This window comes from Halomonas saccharevitans, from assembly GCF_900116405.1.
Taxonomy (GTDB): Bacteria; Pseudomonadota; Gammaproteobacteria; order Pseudomonadales; family Halomonadaceae; genus Halomonas; species Halomonas saccharevitans.
In genome coordinates this window covers 42672-58385 of record NZ_FPAQ01000008.1, presented here as the reverse complement: position 1 = coordinate 58385, position 15714 = coordinate 42672, and the positions used below count along the sequence as shown (strand labels likewise).

The following is a 15714-nucleotide window of genomic DNA, read 5'->3' as shown; positions in this document are numbered from 1 at the left end:
GGAATGGTTGTCGCCCCTCAGGGCTGCGTTTGTTCGGTGCCGAGGGCCTGCTGCAGGCTTCGGTTGAATCGCTCGACCGGCGCCTCATCGCTTGCGCTCTCCGCCTGTCGGCTGATCGGTGACGGTGCCACCGCGCCGTTGAGCAGGCCCGGTGAACGAATGCGCTGGGCGACCTCGCGGAACAGCACCAGCAGTTCGATGCGTCGATTCACGGGGTCGCTGGCGTCGGTGCCCGGCATGACGACCCGGTCGGCGAAGCCGGAGACCCGCAGCAGCTTGGCGGGGTTCAGCCCCCCGGCCACCAATTCGCGACGTGAGGCGTTGGCCCGGTCGCTCGAGAGCTCCCAGTTGCTGTAGCCGCGATAGCCGTTGAGATAGGCCAGGCCGTCGGTGTGGCCGCCGATGCTGAGATCGTTGGGCAGCTCGTTGAGCAGTGGGGCCATGGTGCGCAGCAGGTCGCGCATGTAGGACGCGACCCGGGCACTGCCCAGCTCGAACATCGGGCGCTGCTCGGTATCGAGCAGCTGGATGCGCAGGCCCTCGGGCGTCATGTCGAAGCGCAGCTGCTGGCGCAGCTGGCGCAGGTCCGGATCCGCGTCGATGGCGCTCTCGATTCGCTGCTGCAGGTCGCGAAAGGCGCGGCGCTGCTGATCGCTGGGGCGCGTCTGGGTGCGCAGATCGATGCGCGCTCTTTCGCCTTCGGCATGCACCGGGTCGGGTCCGCCGCCGGGAATCACATTGGGGCTTCTGGCCGCGCCGTCGCCGCCGGTGATGGCGGTCAGCAGGGGGGTGCGAAAGTACTCCGAGACGGCCTCGCGCTGCTTTGGATCAGACTGTGACAGGATCCACATGACCAGAAACAGCGCCATCAGGGCGGTCATGAAGTCCGCCAGGGCGATCTTCCAGCTGCCGCCGTGGTGTCGATGAACGACCTTCTTGCGGCGGATGATGATGGGTCTGTGGTTCGAACTCATGCGCCGCCTGCGCCTTCCTTGGCATTACGGACGTACTCTTCCAGCTCGGTGAAGCCGGGACGCTCCTCGGTATGCAGCGCCTTGCGGCCGAACTCCACGGCGAGCTGGGGGGCGTAACCGTGCAGGCTGGCCAGCAGGGTGACCCGCATGCACTGGAGGATTTTTTCCACTTCCTTGGCCTGGCGCTCCACGCGGCTCGCCAGCGGATTGATGAAGCCGTAGCCGGCGAGGATGCCGAGGAAGGTGCCGACCAGGGCGTGGGCGATCATCTGTCCCATGACATCGGGCGCGGCATCGGCAGCGCTCAGGGCCTTTACCACGCCCATTACCGCGGCCACGATGCCGAAGGCCGGCATGGCATCGCCCACCTTGGAGATGGCGTCGATGGGAATATGCGCCTCCTGCTCGAAGGCCTCGATCTCGTGAAGCATCAGCTCGTCGAGCTCCATGGGATCCATGCTGCCGCTGACCATCAGGCGCATGTAATCGGTAAGGAAGGCCATGATCAGCGGGTCGGCAAGTACGCGGGGGTGTTCGTTGAACAGGGTGCTTTCGGAAGGATTGTCGATGTCGCGTTCGATGCCCAGCATGCCGTCGCGGCGAATCTTCGAGAGCATCTTGTACTGCAGCGCCAGCAGCTCCATGTAGAGCGCCTTGTCGTACTGGTTAGAGCGGCGCAGCCGACCGAAGATCCGAAAGGTCGCCTTGATGGCCTTGCCGTTGTTGGCGGCGATGAAGGCGCCGATGCCGGCGCCGCCGATCATCAGGAACTCCGTCGGCTGAAAGAGTGGGCCCAGGTGGCCGCCCGCCAGGGCGAAGCCCCCGAACACGGAGAGGAGTACGACAAGGTATCCGATGGGTATCAACACGGCCGGTATTCCTAGCGAGACGATGAATGATGGTCTCTATCGAATATCGGCGGCCTCGGGTGGGACTTGAGGACCTCGAGTGAAACTTGTCGCTGAAAGGGGACGGGCGTCGCCGGTTCGCGTGATCAAGCGCGAGTGGACGATCAGGCCATGCGATGGTCGAGGGGGAGCGGCGATGCCTTGGCGGGCTTTCGGTCCGCCACGCTCTGCTGGCGCTTGCGTGTCTTGCCGGCTCGAGAGGGGGGCTGACAGATGCCGCAGACATAGTCGTGAGTCGGGCTGTGGGCGTGCGCCACGAAGTGGCCGGCACAGCGAGTGCAGGCCGAAAGCTGCAGCAGATCGCTCTCGAAGAAACGAATCAGGGTCCAGGCACGCGTCAAGCCCAGCACGGTTTCGGCGCCATCGATCTCCACCTGCTCGGCGTAGAGCCGATAGGCACTGATGAATGCTTCCATGCGCTCGCAGCCTTGATCTTTCTGCAGGCGCAGGAAGGTGTTGTAGAACAGCGAGGAGTGGATGTTGGGCATCCAGGTGATGAACCAGTCCGTGGAGAAGGGCAGCATGCCCTTGGGCGGCGACATGCCGCGTATCTCCTTGAACAGGCGAATCAGACGAGCGCGACTCAGGTCGGTCTCGGTCTCGAGAACCTGCAGGCGTGCGCCGAGTTCGATCAGATCGATCGCCAGCTGGACCTGGCGCATTTCCGCGAGAAGACTCTTGCTGGACATCCCTTATTGCTCCGTGGCGGTCGAGGCCGCCGGTCGAGATGCCATCAGCAGCGAAGCATGAAACTGGGTCAGACCCTGCTCACGAGGGTTGTGCGTCAACTGGCGCAGCTGTTCGGCGCTGTCATGACCGAAGTGACACAGCAACTGATTGACGCGCGATAGCTGCATCAGCTGACGTGCGTTGAGCCCCTGCAGAAGGTCCGCCATCTCGTCGTCGATCTTGAGGCGGAACTTGGCGGCGACACGATCCTCGCTGATCAGTCGCTGGGCGAGCAGGAGATAGGTGAGGTTCAGCTCGTGGATCTCATCCATTGCGCTGTTGCTATTTGTTTTTCCCATCGGCTTTCCATTGCTCTGGCGAGGCTGTGGCCCTCATGAGGCGGGCCTCCCGCTTGCACTCGAAGTCGGTGTGACTTGCTTTTAGTGCGTCATAATTTCAGGAGCTGAGCGTTGGATGCAATCGGCATCGCGAGGCAGGTATCAGGGATGATCGAGATAATTGACGTTAGCTAATAAAAAAGATGAGAAAAATCATGCTTCTCGGGTTGTATCCCGGTAATTAAATAATAATTAGGTTTTAACAAATGTATACATAAGGTGTCGCGATGATACCCATAGCGATGGCCTATCACGCTGGCGGTGGCCTGGATTCCTCCGGGGCCAGCTCATACACCCAGACCAGCAATTCCGCGATCACCTCGTAGAGCCGTGGCGGGATCGCCTCATCCAGGTCGAGCTGCATGAGCAGGCCGACGAGTTCCGGCGCGTCGTGGACATGGACGCCCTGGCGCGTGGCCTCCGCAATGATACGCTCGGCCAGCTCGCCATAGCCTTGAGCTACGACACGTGGCGCATCATTTGCGTCCTGATAGGCCAGGGCCACCGCCTGACGACGGCCCTCGGAATCCTTGCCGCTCATGGTGTTGGACCCTCATCCAGTCGGGCGAGATCGATCTGGATCGTCTCGAAGCCGTGGCCGGCCAGTCGAGCTCGCAGATGATCGATTCCGCTCTCCAGGCGCTGTCTGGTCGAGTCCCGCGCCAGGCGCAGATCGATCTCCACGCGGTCGGCTTCCATCCACAGCGAGGCCTTCATGCGCCCCAGGCCGGCCACGTCCAGGTCGATCTCCGAGCGCCAGCCGCGACGCTCGCGGTCGCGGCGCTGGGATTCGGCGTCTTCGCTGCCCGAACGCTCCTGCTGTCCGGGGGGGGGCGGTACCATCAGTGCCATGAACAGGCCGCTCCATACGTCACCCTCCCAGCGCAGCGTCGGGGTCACCAGCATCTCGAGCTGGTGGCGGACGATGCCCTGCAGACTCTCCTGAACGGCCTGGCTGGAGGGCGCGCGCAGGAGGGGCTCGGCAGGCGGTTCGCGAGTATTGGGCGCGCTGGCGTCCACGACGAGGGGCGAGGGCGTCGTGGCGGCCTGGCTCAAGGTCGGCGATGTGGAGGCCGGGCTGGCGGGAGTCGGCGCTGCTGCAGAGGGCTGGGCGTTGGCCACCTGGGGGGCGGCCGGAGAGCGGCCTGCTTGAGGTAGGGGTGCCCCTGGAAGGAAGGGGGCATCGCGGGGACCGGCCAGGCCGCCTGGCAGAGCGTTACCGAGGCGCGTGGTCGGGAGCGTGAACTGCAGGGAGCGCCACATCTGGGGTTCCCGCTCGAGCTGCTGGCGGGGAATCTCTCCCTTGAACCAGCGAGCCAGGTGGGATTCATAGAAGAGGCCGCTATGGCGGATGCTCTCCTCCAGGCGGACGGCGACGTTGGCCGGATCAGGCGCCTGCCCTGGCATCATCAGCGGTGTGGGTGGCCGCACGAAGGAAGGGGGGGCTGGAAAACGCATCAGCAGGTCGGCGATGGTGAGTGCCGAGCGGCTGAAGTGGGTCTGCGCCGAGGCGGGGGGCTGGCCGGAGTCGGGCGGCGGTCGCGCGGCGCTGTCCGATTGGGCGCGCGACGCGCGCCCCAGTTCCGGCAGGGGAGAAGACGGGCTCCGAGCGTCGAGTCGCGAGTCGCTGTGCAGGGCCTTCGCCGCGTCGGCGGGGGAGGTGGGTTTGACCGGCTGGTTTAAATCCTGAGGTGGCTGGGTGTCGACCCGTTTGCCCAGCACCTGGTGCAGTAGGGTATCCAGCAGCGGGGTGATGCCGCTCACTGAGCGCGGCTCGGCGTCGCGGGCGACTGCCCGCCGACGTCGTAGGCATGCTGAAGCTTGCGCTGACGCTGAGCGGTGCCGATCAGCTCGCCTAGCTCGTCGCGACGCTCGACCAGGCGCCCGCGGATCTCGAGATCGTTTTCCAGGATCTCTTCGAGCAGCGTCGCCTTGCGGGCCCGATGTGTGGCATCCAGTGGGCATTCCGCTTCGAGCGTGGCCAGCTGTTCGACCTGTACAAGATAGCTCTCCTGTTGGTCGATCAGCCTCGGCCAGTCGGCCTCGCGTGCCGAGGCCAGCATATGGCGGGTTCGCGAGCGTAAGGCTTCGTACTGATCGACCAGCGCCTGCTGGCTGCTTGGCTCACCGCCATGTGCCATGATCAGCTCCCCGATGCCTGGCCGTCGATCTCCCGCCAGGCCGAGGCGATGTCGTTCAAGAGCTTCTCCGCCTGGTTCAGGCTCTCGATGTCGTCGTGGCGGTTGGCCGCCAACAGCAGGCGCGCCACATAATCATAGAGCGAGGCGAGGCGCTCGGCGATCTCGCCGCCACGCTCGGCGTCCAGGGCGGCCATCAGGCCGTTGTTGACGATATCCAGCGCCTTGGAGATCGCCTTGCCCTTCTCGGCGGCGTTGCCATCCTCGAGATGGATGCGTGCGGTGCGGATAGATGCCTGGGCGCCGTCGAACAGCATCACGATCAGCTGATGGGGGCTTGCGGCCATCACGGCACTTTCCACGCCGACCTTGGCATAGGCACTGGCCCCGCGTCCGTAGGCGGCGGCTCCTCGCATGGCGCTCATGGATTGCTTGCTCCTGTCGTTAAGGCCTCGGTGTATGGCCGTAGAGGGAGAATCAGGCTTCGTTCCATGCTGAAACGACCGTCATATGTCTCCCCTGCTATGCAGATAGTCTGACAAGAGCTGGCGCCAACATGGCAATGAACAGCCACCGTCAGACGAGGTATTTCGGTATATCGGCTGTGCCGACAAGGACTTTAGCTCGAGATCGGCAGCTCTTCCTGAATGCCGCCCAGATTCTGAATAGCGCTGCCTCGAAGGGTTTCGCCGAGTGGCGAACCGGGTGGTTCGATGGCATCGGTCAGCTGAACCTGGTCGGGATGTCCCTGTGCGTCGAGGGCCTGGATCCAGGCCAGCTGACCGCCGTCGAAGCGAACCAGCGAACCGATCGGGGTAAGGCCGAAGCGTTGGATGTAGCGCTTGACCCAGCGCTGATCGAACTGGTCGGGGTGGTTCAGCAGGTGGCGGTAGATGGCGTCGAATCGCCAGGCGGGGCGATCCGGGCGGTCTCGCCGCATGGCATCGACGGCGTCCACCACGGCGGCGGCGCGCGCCAGCTCGTGCAGGGCATCGGCAGTCAGGCCGCGCGGGTAGCCGCTGCCGTCCAGGCGCTCGTTGACGTTGCGCGCGACCGATTCGAAGATGTTGGCGGAGAGCCACTGGCAGCGCTCCATGCGGCGCATCAGCTCCTCCACGTGGCCGTGCATCTGTTGGCGTTGGCGCGCATCGGGATGGGGGGCCTGCCAGAGTTCGGCGTCCCACTCGGCCTTGCCCAGATCGTGCACCATGGCGCTGGCCACCATGGCCTTGCTCAGTTCTCGAGGAATGGGAGGCAGGCCTGCCAGGTCCAGCAGGTGAACGCTCGCGCCGAGACAGTGACGCACCAGTCGCGGCTCGTGTTGCAGGCAGCGGGTGGCGAAGAGCAGTCCCTCGCGATCCTCGTCATGGAGTGTCAACAAGCGGTCGGCGTGCCGCGACAGCTGTACCGGATCTACTTCTCCGCCCTGCTGTAGTTCGAGCAGCTGGGCATCCAGATAGCCGGCGATGCGGGCCAGCCGCTTGGCCATGGGGGTGGGGTAAGTTTGACTGGTGCGCCGACCCACGGTGGGGGGCGTGGCGGCCTGTGTCTGGAAGAGCAGTGACGGGAGGCGCGACGCCTCACTGCCCTCGGCGTAACGGGCGGACTCGCGCTCGATCTCGCGCACGAAGTACCAGAGCTGGCGCTCCTGATCGCCGCTGATAGCGTCGAAGCGAAATCCGGCCAGGATGATCTGACGTTCGGTGTCCACTGTCTGGTGGCGCGGTGAGGCGCGAACCACGAATCGAGTCTCGTTGGGAAAGCAAAGCTCCACCTCAAGCGAGCGATCGGCATTTGCCAGCAGGGCGCCGGCGGATAGTGCCAGTTCCAGCTGGCAGCCCTCGAGCGAGAGGTCTTTCAGATCTCCCTGGGCCGATCCGTCCTTGTCGTCGCGCAGGATGGCGCCCACCTCCATGCCAAGGCGCAGCCGGGCACGAAAGGACGCGCGGCGCTGCAGAACCTCCAGATGATGGGGGTAGGGGCAGGTGCATATCAGGCGACCCTCGGCCTCGTGACACTCTGTCATCATCAGAGACGGGCTTCTCAGCATCTTGCCCTGGGTCTGGCCCAGCAGGCGGAATGCCTGTCCGCGCTTCAATTCGCCGGCGATTTCTCGAATGGCGCTGATGTCCAGTGCCAGCAAGTTGCCTGGTCGCTGTTCCACGACCAGAACGGGGAGTGGCTTGCTACCCGAGGTAGTCACCTGCAGCGATGCGCCACCGGGCTCGGTCAGCATCTCCAGCAGCGTCTCGATCTCGCTGGGGCTCTCTACGCGGGTATAGCCATCCTGTTGCTGCGACATCCTTGCCTCTTGATTGCCGATTTTTCCTGAATCCTCTATCGACCGTCTGACGCACATCTTGAGCCCGGATGCCGTTCGGTCTCTCAAGTCTGGAGGCGCGCGGTCGATATTTGGTGGTAATGGCCCTGACGGTGGTCCTTACCTTCTATAGTCTACGAGTCGTCGAGGCTCACTATCCTTTCGGAGTTTCCCATGTCGCACGACGGTGCTGGATCACCGCCACAGGCACCTTCCAGAGCGGGAGAGCAAGGAGTGGTGGCGCTGATGCAGCAGCCGGCCCTGCTGTCTCGACTGCTCAGTGAGCACGTACCCTTGGCCCTGGCCATGCTCGATGTCCAGGATGAGGTGCTGTGGGTGAGTGCGGGACTGCTGGAGTTGCTCGGCATGGAGGAGGGTGACCTCGTCGGCAAGCGCCTGACCGACATCGTGCGCATGGTCTGCTGGTCACCGGTGCAGAACGAAGTTGCAGTATCCGCCGCTGGCCACCGCTGGCAGCGCGTCTGGTTGGCAAGCGAGCGGCTCGATGCGTCGAGGATGGTGCTGATGGCCGAAACGATCCCGGAGGGCGCCCCGGGGGGCGTAGCCAAGCTGCTGGCCTTCGTGGACCTTCAGGGCGATCAGGCCGATAAGGTGCCGCCCTTCTCGGACCCGCATACCGGCCTGGCCAGTCAATGGGTCTTCGAGGACCGCTTGCGTCATGCCATGGAACGCGCAGATCGTCAGGATCAGCAGTTGGCCGTGATGCTGGTTCGGCTGGATCGTGCCGATGAGCTGCGCCTCTCCTGTGGCGAGCCGATCATGCAGACCCTGTTGGCCCAGATCAGCCGTCGACTGACGGGGACCCTGCGCGGTGAGGACAGCGTCGCCTACCTGGGCGGCGATCGCTGGGCGGTGCTGATTGAGCATCCGGTCTCTCCGGAGAGTCTGCAGGCTGCCGCGCTGCGCTGTCTCGAGGCCATGGAGGCCCCCTTCACCCTCGGGCGCCCGCCGCTGCTGCTGACGCTGTCCGTCGGTATCGCCCTCTACCCAGACGATGGCAGTTCCTCCGAGCAGCTGATGGATCGTGCCGGCCAGGCATTGGATCAGGCTCGTCCGGCCGGCCATGTCTTCTTCGATCGGCGCCTGAAGAAAATGCTCTCGCAGCGCATGGCGCTGAGGCATCGCCTTCAGGAGGCCTTGCTCAGTCCCGATCGCCACTTCGCCGTGGCTTACCAGCCCCAATTCGATCTGGCCACCGGCGGCTGCGTCGGTATCGAGGCCCTGGTGCGGTGGCGAGATCCCCGGCGGGGAATGGTGTCGCCCGATGAGTTCCTGCCGATGGTGGCCGAGATGGGGCAGATGGTCAGGCTCGACCGCTGGGTCATCGAGCAGGTCGTCCTTCAGCGTCAGCGTTGGCAGGCAGTCGGTGCGCCGCTGTCGGACCTGACGATAGCGGTCAATCTCGATGCCAGCCTGCTCGAGCAGAGCGTCTTCGATGGGCGGCCCCTGGATCGCTTTTTGCGTCAGCACTGCAGCGAGCTTGACTGGCTGGTGCTGGAGATCGATGGAAGGGTGCTCTCCCGCCAGGCCGACACGCACAGCTTGCTGCTGCGCCGCCTCTCCCGCATGGGCGTAAGGCTGGTGGTCGACAACCTGGGCAGTGCCCCCGTGGATCTCATACGCCTGGCGATGTTGCCGATCTCTCAGGGGAAGATCGGCCGTGAGCTGGTGCACGGCCTGATGGATAGCAGCCCGTTCGCGCGTCAGGCGATCAGCGCGCTGGCCCAGTGTCTGAAGGCGCTGCAGCTGGGCAGCATCATGGTAGGCATAGAGACGGACGAAGAGCTGGCAGCGGCTCGCCGCAAGGGGATCGATCAGGTGCAGGGAAACCTGCTGGGCGCGCCGATGATGGCCGAGGCACTGGTCGAGCGGCTGGAGGGCGGCTTCGACCCGCGGGAGTGTCTGGAGCCTTGACGTGGTGAAGGAGAAACGGCGGCTGAGCGGGCTGCCGTTGAGAGGTAGGGGCTGCCGTGGAGGGGGGGCGTCAGGCTGAGGTGTTCAGCCGGCGCTGCCCGGTGGTGGTGCGGCCATCAGGGGCATAGACGGATTTTTCGGCGATGCGATGGATATAGTTCAGCATCTGCTGGTTATGCGTCATGCGCAGGCCGATCAGGCGGCCATTGCGCTCGTTCAGGCGGGCGGTGTCTGCCGCCATGTCGAGAGTGGCCTGCCACTGCTTGAGGCAGCCAGCCTCTTCGGCCGCCTGGCGCGCGCCGCTGGCGTCATCGGAGTAGCCGAGCTTGCGTTGCACTCTCGCCCGGTTTCCTTCGGTCTCTTCGAGGCTGAGCAGCAGGCGAAACTTATCTTGGGCGATCTTCTCGAGCCGTGCGCCATCGATCGTGCCGTCCAACAGCTGCTCCTGTTCGTGCTCGAGGAGCTGAATCAGGGTCGTGAGTCGAGAGCGTTGTTCCTCGAGCAGGCGATATAGGCTCATTGACTGGCGTCCTCTCCCCCCAGCAGGTCTCGCACGCTAGCGATCAGGCCGTCGGCGATGCGCTCGGCTCGCACGTCCAGTTTGCCCTCGCGAATGGCCTTGCGAAGCTCTTCTACGCGCGCGGTGTCGATGTCCTGGCCGGCGTCTGTGGCGCTCTGGCTCAGGTGAGTCGTGGCCGACGGCCCGGCGTCCTGGCGAAGGGCGCTGTCGGCGCCTTGAGCCTTGCGGCTCCCGTCACGCGGCTCCGCTTGGCCAGCGCGTGGCAGGGAGTGATGGTTGTCGATTTTCACGGTGAAGGCCTCGTGACCGATGTGTTGATGAAGGGTATCGGCCGTCGATCCGCTAACTTTAGCGCGGCGTATCGCTTTGCAGTGCTGGTGTGGCGACGAGTGTGCGGTCAAGCCGTTTAAAAGTCCACGCTGGTGCGCCCCTCCCCCACGACTCTCGCCTCGAGGATCTCGCGATCGACCAGGCGTACGCGTATCCGGTCCCCTCGGCCGCCCGGCTCCAGCGCCTCGGCGCTTCTCGTCACGCGAAAGCCTGATCCGCGCGCCTCGATCACCACCTGCTGTCCCCGCCTGACCAGCGGGCGAGCGCGCAGGTGGTGACGCTGCAGGGTGGTGCCGGCCGCCAGATGACGGGTGGCCTGCTGGCCGATCGCTCGATCGGGGTCGAGCAAGGCCTGGCGGGGCAGGCGATCCAGGCGGCCAGTGACCTCGGTCAGGTCTTCCGGACGGATGGAATCGCCGGCTCGTACGTCGCGTGCCAGTTCCACATAGTGCCCGGTGATATGGATTTCAGCCTGCAGGTAGCGAGTCCGGCTGTCGTTGCCGCAGCGTACGCCTACCGAGACGCGACCGGCCGGCCGGTCGGCGGCACGGGTCAGAGAGATGTCCGGCCGAGGGCAGGTGGGCAGGTCGGCTCGAGGCGGGTGTACCTCGACGCTGACGTCGTCGCCCGACCCCGAGGCGCGCTCGAGAAGAAAGTCGTGCACCTTCGCCAGCATGGCGCCCTCGTCGGCGTGGCTTGGTCCTGCCGGCAGCAGAATTGCCGCCAGCAGGCAGGCGGCATGTCTCGTAAGGCGAGGCGATGGGCGGTGGCGGAGCATGTCGAGGCCATGATGTGAGCGGATGCCATGATTCTAGCGGTCGCTCTTCCGGCGGAAATCGTGAATTGGCTATCCGAATGCGGGCTGTTCGAGCCTTTGTCATGACAGGGGCTTGGCTATTCTCCACCGTCGACTCATACCTTTTGCGGGGAGCGCCGAGATGATCGATCGGCTCGAAGCCTCTTTGAACTTCCACCAGCAGGCCCTGGGGCTGCGCCAGGAGCGCCAGAAGGTGCTGGCCAGCAACATCGCCAACGCGGACACGCCGGGCTACAAGGCCCGGGACATGGATTTCGCCAGCGAGCTCAACAAGGCCGTTCAGCAGGGCGGCGATGGCGGGCTGGCGCTATCGAGGACCTCCTCGCGCCATCTCGAGAGCCAGGGGCCGATGTCGGCCTCTCGCGACCTGCTCTATCGGGTACCCGCCCAGCCGAGCCTGGATGGCAACACCGTGGACATGGACCGCGAGCGCACCCAGTTCGCCGACAACTCGGTGCGCTATCAGGCGGCGCTGACGATGCTCAACAGCCGTATCCAGGGCCTCAAGAAGGCCATGCAGCCCGAATAATCCAGGAGCGACCGTATGTCGATGTTCTCCATCTTCGATATCTCCGGCTCGGCCATGAGTGCCCAGTCACAGCGCATGAACGTCACCGCCAGCAACCTGGCCAACGCGGACAGCGTTGCCGGACCTGACGGCGAGGCCTACCGGGCCAAGCAGGTGATGTTCGAGACGCGCGCCCAGTCGCGCGACGGCATCGGCGGCGTCGGCGTGCGCGAGGTAGTCGAGGACCCCTCGCCCATGCGCATGGAGTACCGCCCCGGGCACCCCCTGGCCGACGACGCGGGCTACGTGACCATGCCCAACGTCGATCCGGCGGGTGAGATGGTCAACTTGATCTCCGCCTCGCGCTCCTACCAGGCCAACGTCGAGGTGATGAATACCAACAAGCAGCTGATGCTCAAGACACTCACCCTGGGCGAGGGATAAACAGATGGCGACTTCCATCGATAGCGGCGTGATCAACGCCATGAACGGCGGAGCCGCAGGCGGTGCGAGCCTGAGTGCCAAGCAGTCGGACGAGCTGCGCAACAACTTCATGACGATGCTGGTGACGCAGCTGCAGAACCAGGATCCGCTCAGCCCGATGAAGAACGAGGACATGACCGCCCAGCTGGCGCAGATCAACACCGTCAGCGGCATCGAGGAGCTCAACGAGTCGATGGCGGCGATCACCGGCCAGATCGACGCCGGCCAGACCCTGCAGGCCACCGGACTGATCGGCAAGGGCGTACTGGTGCCCGGCGATCGCGTGCTGCTGAGTCAGGGCGAGGCGGCCGAGGGAGAGGAGGCCAAGGTGACCACCACGCCGTTCGGCATCGAGCTGGACGAGCCCGCCGATAGCGTCGTCGTCACCATCACCAACCAGTCCGGCGAGGTCGTGAACAGCTACGACCTGGGGTCGGCGAAGGCCGGAGTGGAGTCCTTCAGCTGGGATGGCCAGACCAGCGACGGCCAGACCGCCGCCGACGGCGCCTACAGCGTCAGCGTCGAGGCCACCCGGGGCGGCGAGGCGGTCTCGGTCGATGCTCTCAACTACGCCGTGGTCGGCAGCGTCACGCCGCCCACCAATGGCGGAGATGTTCAACTCGACCTGGGCGCCATCTACGGCCGGGTCGGGCTCGCGGATATCAAGCAGATCCTTTGATGACGGGCCGCGCGATCACGTGCCGTTTTCGTTCGATAATCAGCTAATTACAGGGACAGTGACATGGGTTTCTCACAAGCACTCAGCGGCCTGAACGCCGCCTCCTCCAGCCTCGACGTGCTGGGCAACAACATCGCCAACTCCCAGACGGTCGGCTACAAGAGCGCCGGGGCCCAGTTCGCCGACGTCTTCGCCGGTTCCACGGGTCTCGGCACCAAGGTGTCGGCGGTCCTGCAGGACTTCGGCGCCGGCAACATCGAGGCGACCGGGCGCGAGCTCGACCTGGCGGTCAGCGGCCAGGGCTTCTATCGTTTTCAGCAGAACGGCGAGGTGGTCTACTCGCGCAACGGCCAGCTCTCCATGACCCCGGACGGCTATCTGCAGAACGCCCAGGGCGCCCGGATCATGGGCTACGGCATCAACGCGGCGGGCAACGTCGAGATCGGCGGCCAGCCCCAGGTGCTGCAGGTGCCGTCCGAGGAGATGCCCGCCAGCGCTACCACCGATGTGTCCACCACCCTCAACCTGGATGCCCGGGAGATCGTCGGCGAGGATCGCAGGCAGAGCACCCTCGACACCGGCGGTGCGGCGCCCAACGATGAGACCACCGTCAACTACCACTATTCCAACAACTTCACCGTCTACGACTCCCTGGGCAACCCCCGCAACGTCACCGTCTATTATGAGAAGGGGGCGCAACAGCAAGATGGTGGACGAGACGTCTATTACGATGCCAGCAGTGGCAGCAACGTTTACTTTAATGGCACCGACTATGAAGATCTGGGCGGAGCCGTCTTGGGTACACAACCGGATTCAGCCAACCTCTCGGCGGTGATGAACGATACGCCCAATACCTGGACGTCGCGTATCGCCATGGATGGCAAGCTGCTAACGAACGGTGCTTCGATGCCCCAGCAGTCGCAGCTGACCTTCGACGGCAACGGCCAGCTGACCGCTGGCGGCAACCAGACCTTCAACTTCCCCACCGGCGACTTCCTGGGCGGAGGGCCGCAGGATCTGACCTTCGACATGAACCTGGCCGGTTCCACTCAGTTCGGCAACAACTCCCGGGCCAGCGACCTGACCCAGGACGGCTATACCTCCGGCGCCCTGGTCGGCATCACCATCGAGGACGACGGTACCGTGATGCGCAATTATACCAACGAGCAGTCGCGCCCCGCGGGCCAGATCGCCCTGGCCAACTTCCGCAACCCGGAGGGTCTCCAGTCGGTCGGCGATAACGCCTGGGCCTCTACCGCAGCCTCCGGTCAGGAGCTGCTGGGCGAAGCCGGCACCGGCGTGTTGGGCAGCATCCAGTCCGGCGCCATCGAGACCTCCAACGTGGATCTGGCCAAGCAGCTGGTGGACATGATCGTCACCCAGCGCGCCTATCAGGCCAACTCCCAGACCATCAAGACCCAGGACGAGGTCCTGCAGGCCTCGATCAACCTGAGTCGCTAAGGCGGGAGTCGAGCCATGGATCGCATCCTCTACACCGCCATGAGTGGCGCCCGGCAGAGCATGGAGCAGCAGGCGGTGGTCAGCCACAACCTCGCCAACGTGGACACCGCCGGCTTCCGCGCCCAGCTTCACGCCATGCGCGCCGTGCCGGTGCAAGGCGACGGCGTCTTGCCGACCCGCGTATCGGCGGCCGCCTCGACCCCGGGAGCGGACCTCACGACCGGCACGATCAACCAGACCGGTCGCTCCCTGGACGTGGCCATCGACGGGCCGGGCTGGCTCGCCGTGCAGGCTGCCGATGGCGAAGCCTATACGCGCCGCGGCGACCTGCAGGTGGACGGCGATGGCCTGCTGACCAGCGCCGGGCGTCCGGTGATCGGCGAGGGCGGCCCCATCCAGGTGCCGCTGGGCGCCCAGGTCTCCATCGGATCGGACGGCACCATCAGCACCATCGGTCAGGGAGAGGATCCCGATGCGCTGGTGCCGATGGGGCGTCTCAAGCTGGTCAATCCGCCGGCGGGGCAGCTGACCCGTAGCGACGACGGGCTCTTCCGCCCCATGGGCGATGCGCCGGCCGCCCTGCCGGGCGATGAGACCGTGCGCCTGGCCAGCGGCGCTCTGGAGGGCAGCAACGTCAGCGCCGTGGATGCCATGGTGTCGATGATCGACGTGGCCCGCCGCTACGAGATGCAGACCAAGGTCATCAGTACCGCCGATGAGAACGCCCAGCGCGCCAACAGTCTGCTCTCCCTGAGCTGAGCTGCTACGAACACGAGGAATGCTTAGATGATCAAGTCACTGTGGACGGCCAAGACCGGCCTCGAGTCCCAGCAGGTCAAACTGGACGTCATCTCCAACAACCTGGCCAACGTCAGCACCAACGGCTTCAAGCAGTCGCGGGCGGTGTTCGAGGACCTGCTGTATCAGAACATGCGCCAGCCCGGCGCCCAGAACAACATTCAGGACCGGCTGCCGTCGGGCATGCAGGTCGGCACCGGGGTGCGTCCGGTGGCCACCGAGCGCCTGCACACCCAGGGCGGGCTGGAGCAGACCAGCAACTCCCGGGATCTCGCCATCAACGGTCAGGGTTTCTTCCAGGTGCTGCTGCCGGACGGCTCCACCGCCTATACCCGTGACGGCAGCTTTCAGCTCAACGAGAACGGCCAGATGGTCACCGCCAACGGCTATCCGCTGGAGCCGGCGATCATCCTGCCCGCCAATGCCCTCTCGGTGTCGGTGGGTGAGGGGGGGGTGGTGACCGTGAAAGAGCCGGGCAGCAGCCAGGACAATCAGGTGGGCCAGATCACCCTCTCCACCTTCGTCAACCCGACCGGACTCGAGAGCATGGGCGGCAATCTCTATGCCGAGACCACCTCCTCCGGGCCGCGTAACGAGTCCATGCCCGGCATGAACGGCGCCGGCAGCCTCTATCAGGGCTATGTCGAGACCTCCAACGTCAACGTGGTGGAAGAGATGGTCAGCATGATCCAGACCCAGCGGGCCTATGAGATCAACAGCAAGGCCGTGAAGACCAGTGACGAGATGCTGGCGCGTCTGGCTCAGCTGTAATCAGG

At 65.0% G+C, this 15714-nt stretch carries 19 protein-coding genes; 7 read left to right on the top strand and 12 right to left on the bottom strand.

Annotation, left to right across the window (positions count from 1 at the left end; genetic code table 11):
* Positions 1-17: 17 nt before the first annotated feature.
* The 9 genes from motB to BM388_RS05545 all read right to left on the bottom strand — a co-directional run bounded on the left by motB (position 18) and on the right by BM388_RS05545 (position 7389).
* Positions 18-974: a flagellar motor protein MotB gene (motB, locus tag BM388_RS05585; RefSeq protein WP_089848054.1), complete on the bottom strand. Its 957-nt coding sequence runs from the start codon at positions 972-974 to the stop codon at positions 18-20.
* On the bottom strand, positions 971-1843 hold the full coding sequence (motA, locus tag BM388_RS05580) for a flagellar motor stator protein MotA (RefSeq protein WP_089848052.1): 873 nt from the start codon (positions 1841-1843) through the stop codon (positions 971-973). The genes motB and motA overlap by 4 nt, the downstream gene beginning before the upstream one ends.
* Positions 1844-1986: 143 nt before the next feature.
* On the bottom strand, positions 1987-2571 hold the full coding sequence (gene flhC / locus BM388_RS05575) for a flagellar transcriptional regulator FlhC (protein ID WP_089848050.1): 585 nt from the start codon (positions 2569-2571) through the stop codon (positions 1987-1989).
* Between the two features lie 3 nt (positions 2572-2574).
* Entirely contained in the window at positions 2575-2910 is a 336-nt protein-coding gene (gene flhD, locus BM388_RS05570) for a flagellar transcriptional regulator FlhD (protein WP_089848048.1), read from the bottom strand.
* A 289-nt stretch (positions 2911-3199) separates the two neighbouring features.
* Positions 3200-3490 carry an EscU/YscU/HrcU family type III secretion system export apparatus switch protein gene (locus BM388_RS05565; protein WP_089848046.1) on the bottom strand — a complete coding sequence of 97 codons (291 nt, stop codon included), beginning with the start codon at positions 3488-3490 and terminating at the stop codon, positions 3200-3202.
* Complete coding sequence (fliK, locus tag BM388_RS18165) at positions 3487-4713, bottom strand: flagellar hook-length control protein FliK (RefSeq protein ID WP_089848044.1); 1227 nt, start codon at positions 4711-4713, stop codon at positions 3487-3489. The genes BM388_RS05565 and fliK overlap by 4 nt, the downstream gene beginning before the upstream one ends.
* Positions 4710-5090, bottom strand: coding sequence for a flagellar protein FliT (locus tag BM388_RS05555; protein ID WP_089848042.1), 381 nt, complete (start codon positions 5088-5090; stop codon positions 4710-4712). The genes fliK and BM388_RS05555 overlap by 4 nt, the downstream gene beginning before the upstream one ends.
* Positions 5091-5092: 2 nt before the next feature.
* Complete coding sequence (fliS, locus tag BM388_RS05550; protein WP_089848040.1) at positions 5093-5512, bottom strand: flagellar export chaperone FliS; 420 nt, start codon at positions 5510-5512, stop codon at positions 5093-5095.
* 194 nt (positions 5513-5706) lie between these two features.
* Positions 5707-7389, bottom strand: coding sequence for an HD domain-containing phosphohydrolase (locus tag BM388_RS05545; RefSeq protein ID WP_089848038.1), 1683 nt, complete (start codon positions 7387-7389; stop codon positions 5707-5709).
* Positions 7390-7653: 264 nt separating this feature from the next.
* Between BM388_RS05545 and BM388_RS05540 the strand changes: the two genes are divergently transcribed.
* Entirely contained in the window at positions 7654-9342 is a 1689-nt protein-coding gene (locus BM388_RS05540) for an EAL domain-containing protein (protein ID WP_175535037.1), read from the top strand.
* A gap of 70 nt (positions 9343-9412) precedes the next feature.
* Here the strand turns inward: BM388_RS05540 and BM388_RS05535 are convergent, their stop codons facing one another.
* From BM388_RS05535 to flgA, 3 genes are all read right to left on the bottom strand, one after another.
* Positions 9413-9862 (bottom strand): flagella synthesis protein FlgN, encoded by a 450-nt coding sequence (locus BM388_RS05535; protein ID WP_089848033.1) that lies wholly within the window; start codon positions 9860-9862, stop codon positions 9413-9415.
* Entirely contained in the window at positions 9859-10152 is a 294-nt protein-coding gene (gene flgM, locus BM388_RS05530) for a flagellar biosynthesis anti-sigma factor FlgM (protein ID WP_089848031.1), read from the bottom strand. Before flgM ends, BM388_RS05535 begins: the two co-directional genes overlap by 4 nt.
* 116 nt (positions 10153-10268) lie before the next feature.
* Positions 10269-10868 (bottom strand): flagellar basal body P-ring formation chaperone FlgA, encoded by a 600-nt coding sequence (gene flgA / locus BM388_RS05525; protein ID WP_245781466.1) that lies wholly within the window; start codon positions 10866-10868, stop codon positions 10269-10271.
* A gap of 262 nt (positions 10869-11130) precedes the next feature.
* Here flgA and flgB point away from each other — a divergent pair, with 262 nt between their 5' ends.
* The 6 genes from flgB to flgG all read left to right on the top strand — a co-directional run bounded on the left by flgB (position 11131) and on the right by flgG (position 15709).
* Complete coding sequence (gene flgB / locus BM388_RS05520) at positions 11131-11538, top strand: flagellar basal body rod protein FlgB (protein ID WP_089848027.1); 408 nt, start codon at positions 11131-11133, stop codon at positions 11536-11538.
* A gap of 15 nt (positions 11539-11553) precedes the next feature.
* Positions 11554-11961, top strand: a complete 408-nt coding sequence (flgC, locus tag BM388_RS05515) for a flagellar basal body rod protein FlgC (protein WP_089848024.1) — start codon at positions 11554-11556, stop codon at positions 11959-11961.
* Positions 11962-11965: 4 nt separating this feature from the next.
* On the top strand, positions 11966-12679 hold the full coding sequence (locus BM388_RS05510; RefSeq protein ID WP_089848022.1) for a flagellar hook assembly protein FlgD: 714 nt from the start codon (positions 11966-11968) through the stop codon (positions 12677-12679).
* A 63-nt stretch (positions 12680-12742) separates the two neighbouring features.
* Entirely contained in the window at positions 12743-14140 is a 1398-nt protein-coding gene (flgE, locus tag BM388_RS05505) for a flagellar hook protein FlgE (protein ID WP_089848020.1), read from the top strand.
* A 15-nt stretch (positions 14141-14155) separates the two neighbouring features.
* A complete protein-coding gene (flgF, locus tag BM388_RS05500) occupies positions 14156-14899 on the top strand; it encodes a flagellar basal-body rod protein FlgF (RefSeq protein ID WP_089848018.1) in 744 nt (247 codons plus the stop codon).
* A gap of 27 nt (positions 14900-14926) precedes the next feature.
* Positions 14927-15709, top strand: a complete 783-nt coding sequence (gene flgG, locus BM388_RS05495; protein ID WP_089848016.1) for a flagellar basal-body rod protein FlgG — start codon at positions 14927-14929, stop codon at positions 15707-15709.
* Positions 15710-15714 lie beyond the last annotated feature (5 nt).

Excerpts from the sequence above, each read along its gene's own strand:
- motB (WP_089848054.1), bottom strand. The coding sequence starts at position 974 with ATGAGTTCGAACCACAGACCCATCATCATCCGCCGCAAGAAGGTCGTT.
- flhC (WP_089848050.1), bottom strand. The coding sequence starts at position 2,571 with ATGTCCAGCAAGAGTCTTCTCGCGGAAATGCGCCAGGTCCAGCTGGCG.
- flhD (WP_089848048.1), bottom strand. The coding sequence starts at position 2,910 with ATGGGAAAAACAAATAGCAACAGCGCAATGGATGAGATCCACGAGCTG.
- BM388_RS05565 (WP_089848046.1), bottom strand. The coding sequence starts at position 3,490 with ATGAGCGGCAAGGATTCCGAGGGCCGTCGTCAGGCGGTGGCCCTGGCC.
- BM388_RS05555 (WP_089848042.1), bottom strand. The coding sequence starts at position 5,090 with ATGGCACATGGCGGTGAGCCAAGCAGCCAGCAGGCGCTGGTCGATCAG.
- fliS (WP_089848040.1), bottom strand. The coding sequence starts at position 5,512 with ATGAGCGCCATGCGAGGAGCCGCCGCCTACGGACGCGGGGCCAGTGCC.
- BM388_RS05545 (WP_089848038.1), bottom strand. The coding sequence starts at position 7,389 with ATGTCGCAGCAACAGGATGGCTATACCCGCGTAGAGAGCCCCAGCGAG.
- BM388_RS05540 (WP_175535037.1), top strand. The coding sequence starts at position 7,654 with ATGCAGCAGCCGGCCCTGCTGTCTCGACTGCTCAGTGAGCACGTACCC.
- BM388_RS05535 (WP_089848033.1), bottom strand. The coding sequence starts at position 9,862 with ATGAGCCTATATCGCCTGCTCGAGGAACAACGCTCTCGACTCACGACC.
- flgA (WP_245781466.1), bottom strand. The coding sequence starts at position 10,868 with ATGCTGGCGAAGGTGCACGACTTTCTTCTCGAGCGCGCCTCGGGGTCG.
- flgB (WP_089848027.1), top strand. The coding sequence starts at position 11,131 with ATGATCGATCGGCTCGAAGCCTCTTTGAACTTCCACCAGCAGGCCCTG.
- flgC (WP_089848024.1), top strand. The coding sequence starts at position 11,554 with ATGTCGATGTTCTCCATCTTCGATATCTCCGGCTCGGCCATGAGTGCC.
- BM388_RS05510 (WP_089848022.1), top strand. The coding sequence starts at position 11,966 with ATGGCGACTTCCATCGATAGCGGCGTGATCAACGCCATGAACGGCGGA.
- flgE (WP_089848020.1), top strand. The coding sequence starts at position 12,743 with ATGGGTTTCTCACAAGCACTCAGCGGCCTGAACGCCGCCTCCTCCAGC.
- flgF (WP_089848018.1), top strand. The coding sequence starts at position 14,156 with ATGGATCGCATCCTCTACACCGCCATGAGTGGCGCCCGGCAGAGCATG.
- flgG (WP_089848016.1), top strand. The coding sequence starts at position 14,927 with ATGATCAAGTCACTGTGGACGGCCAAGACCGGCCTCGAGTCCCAGCAG.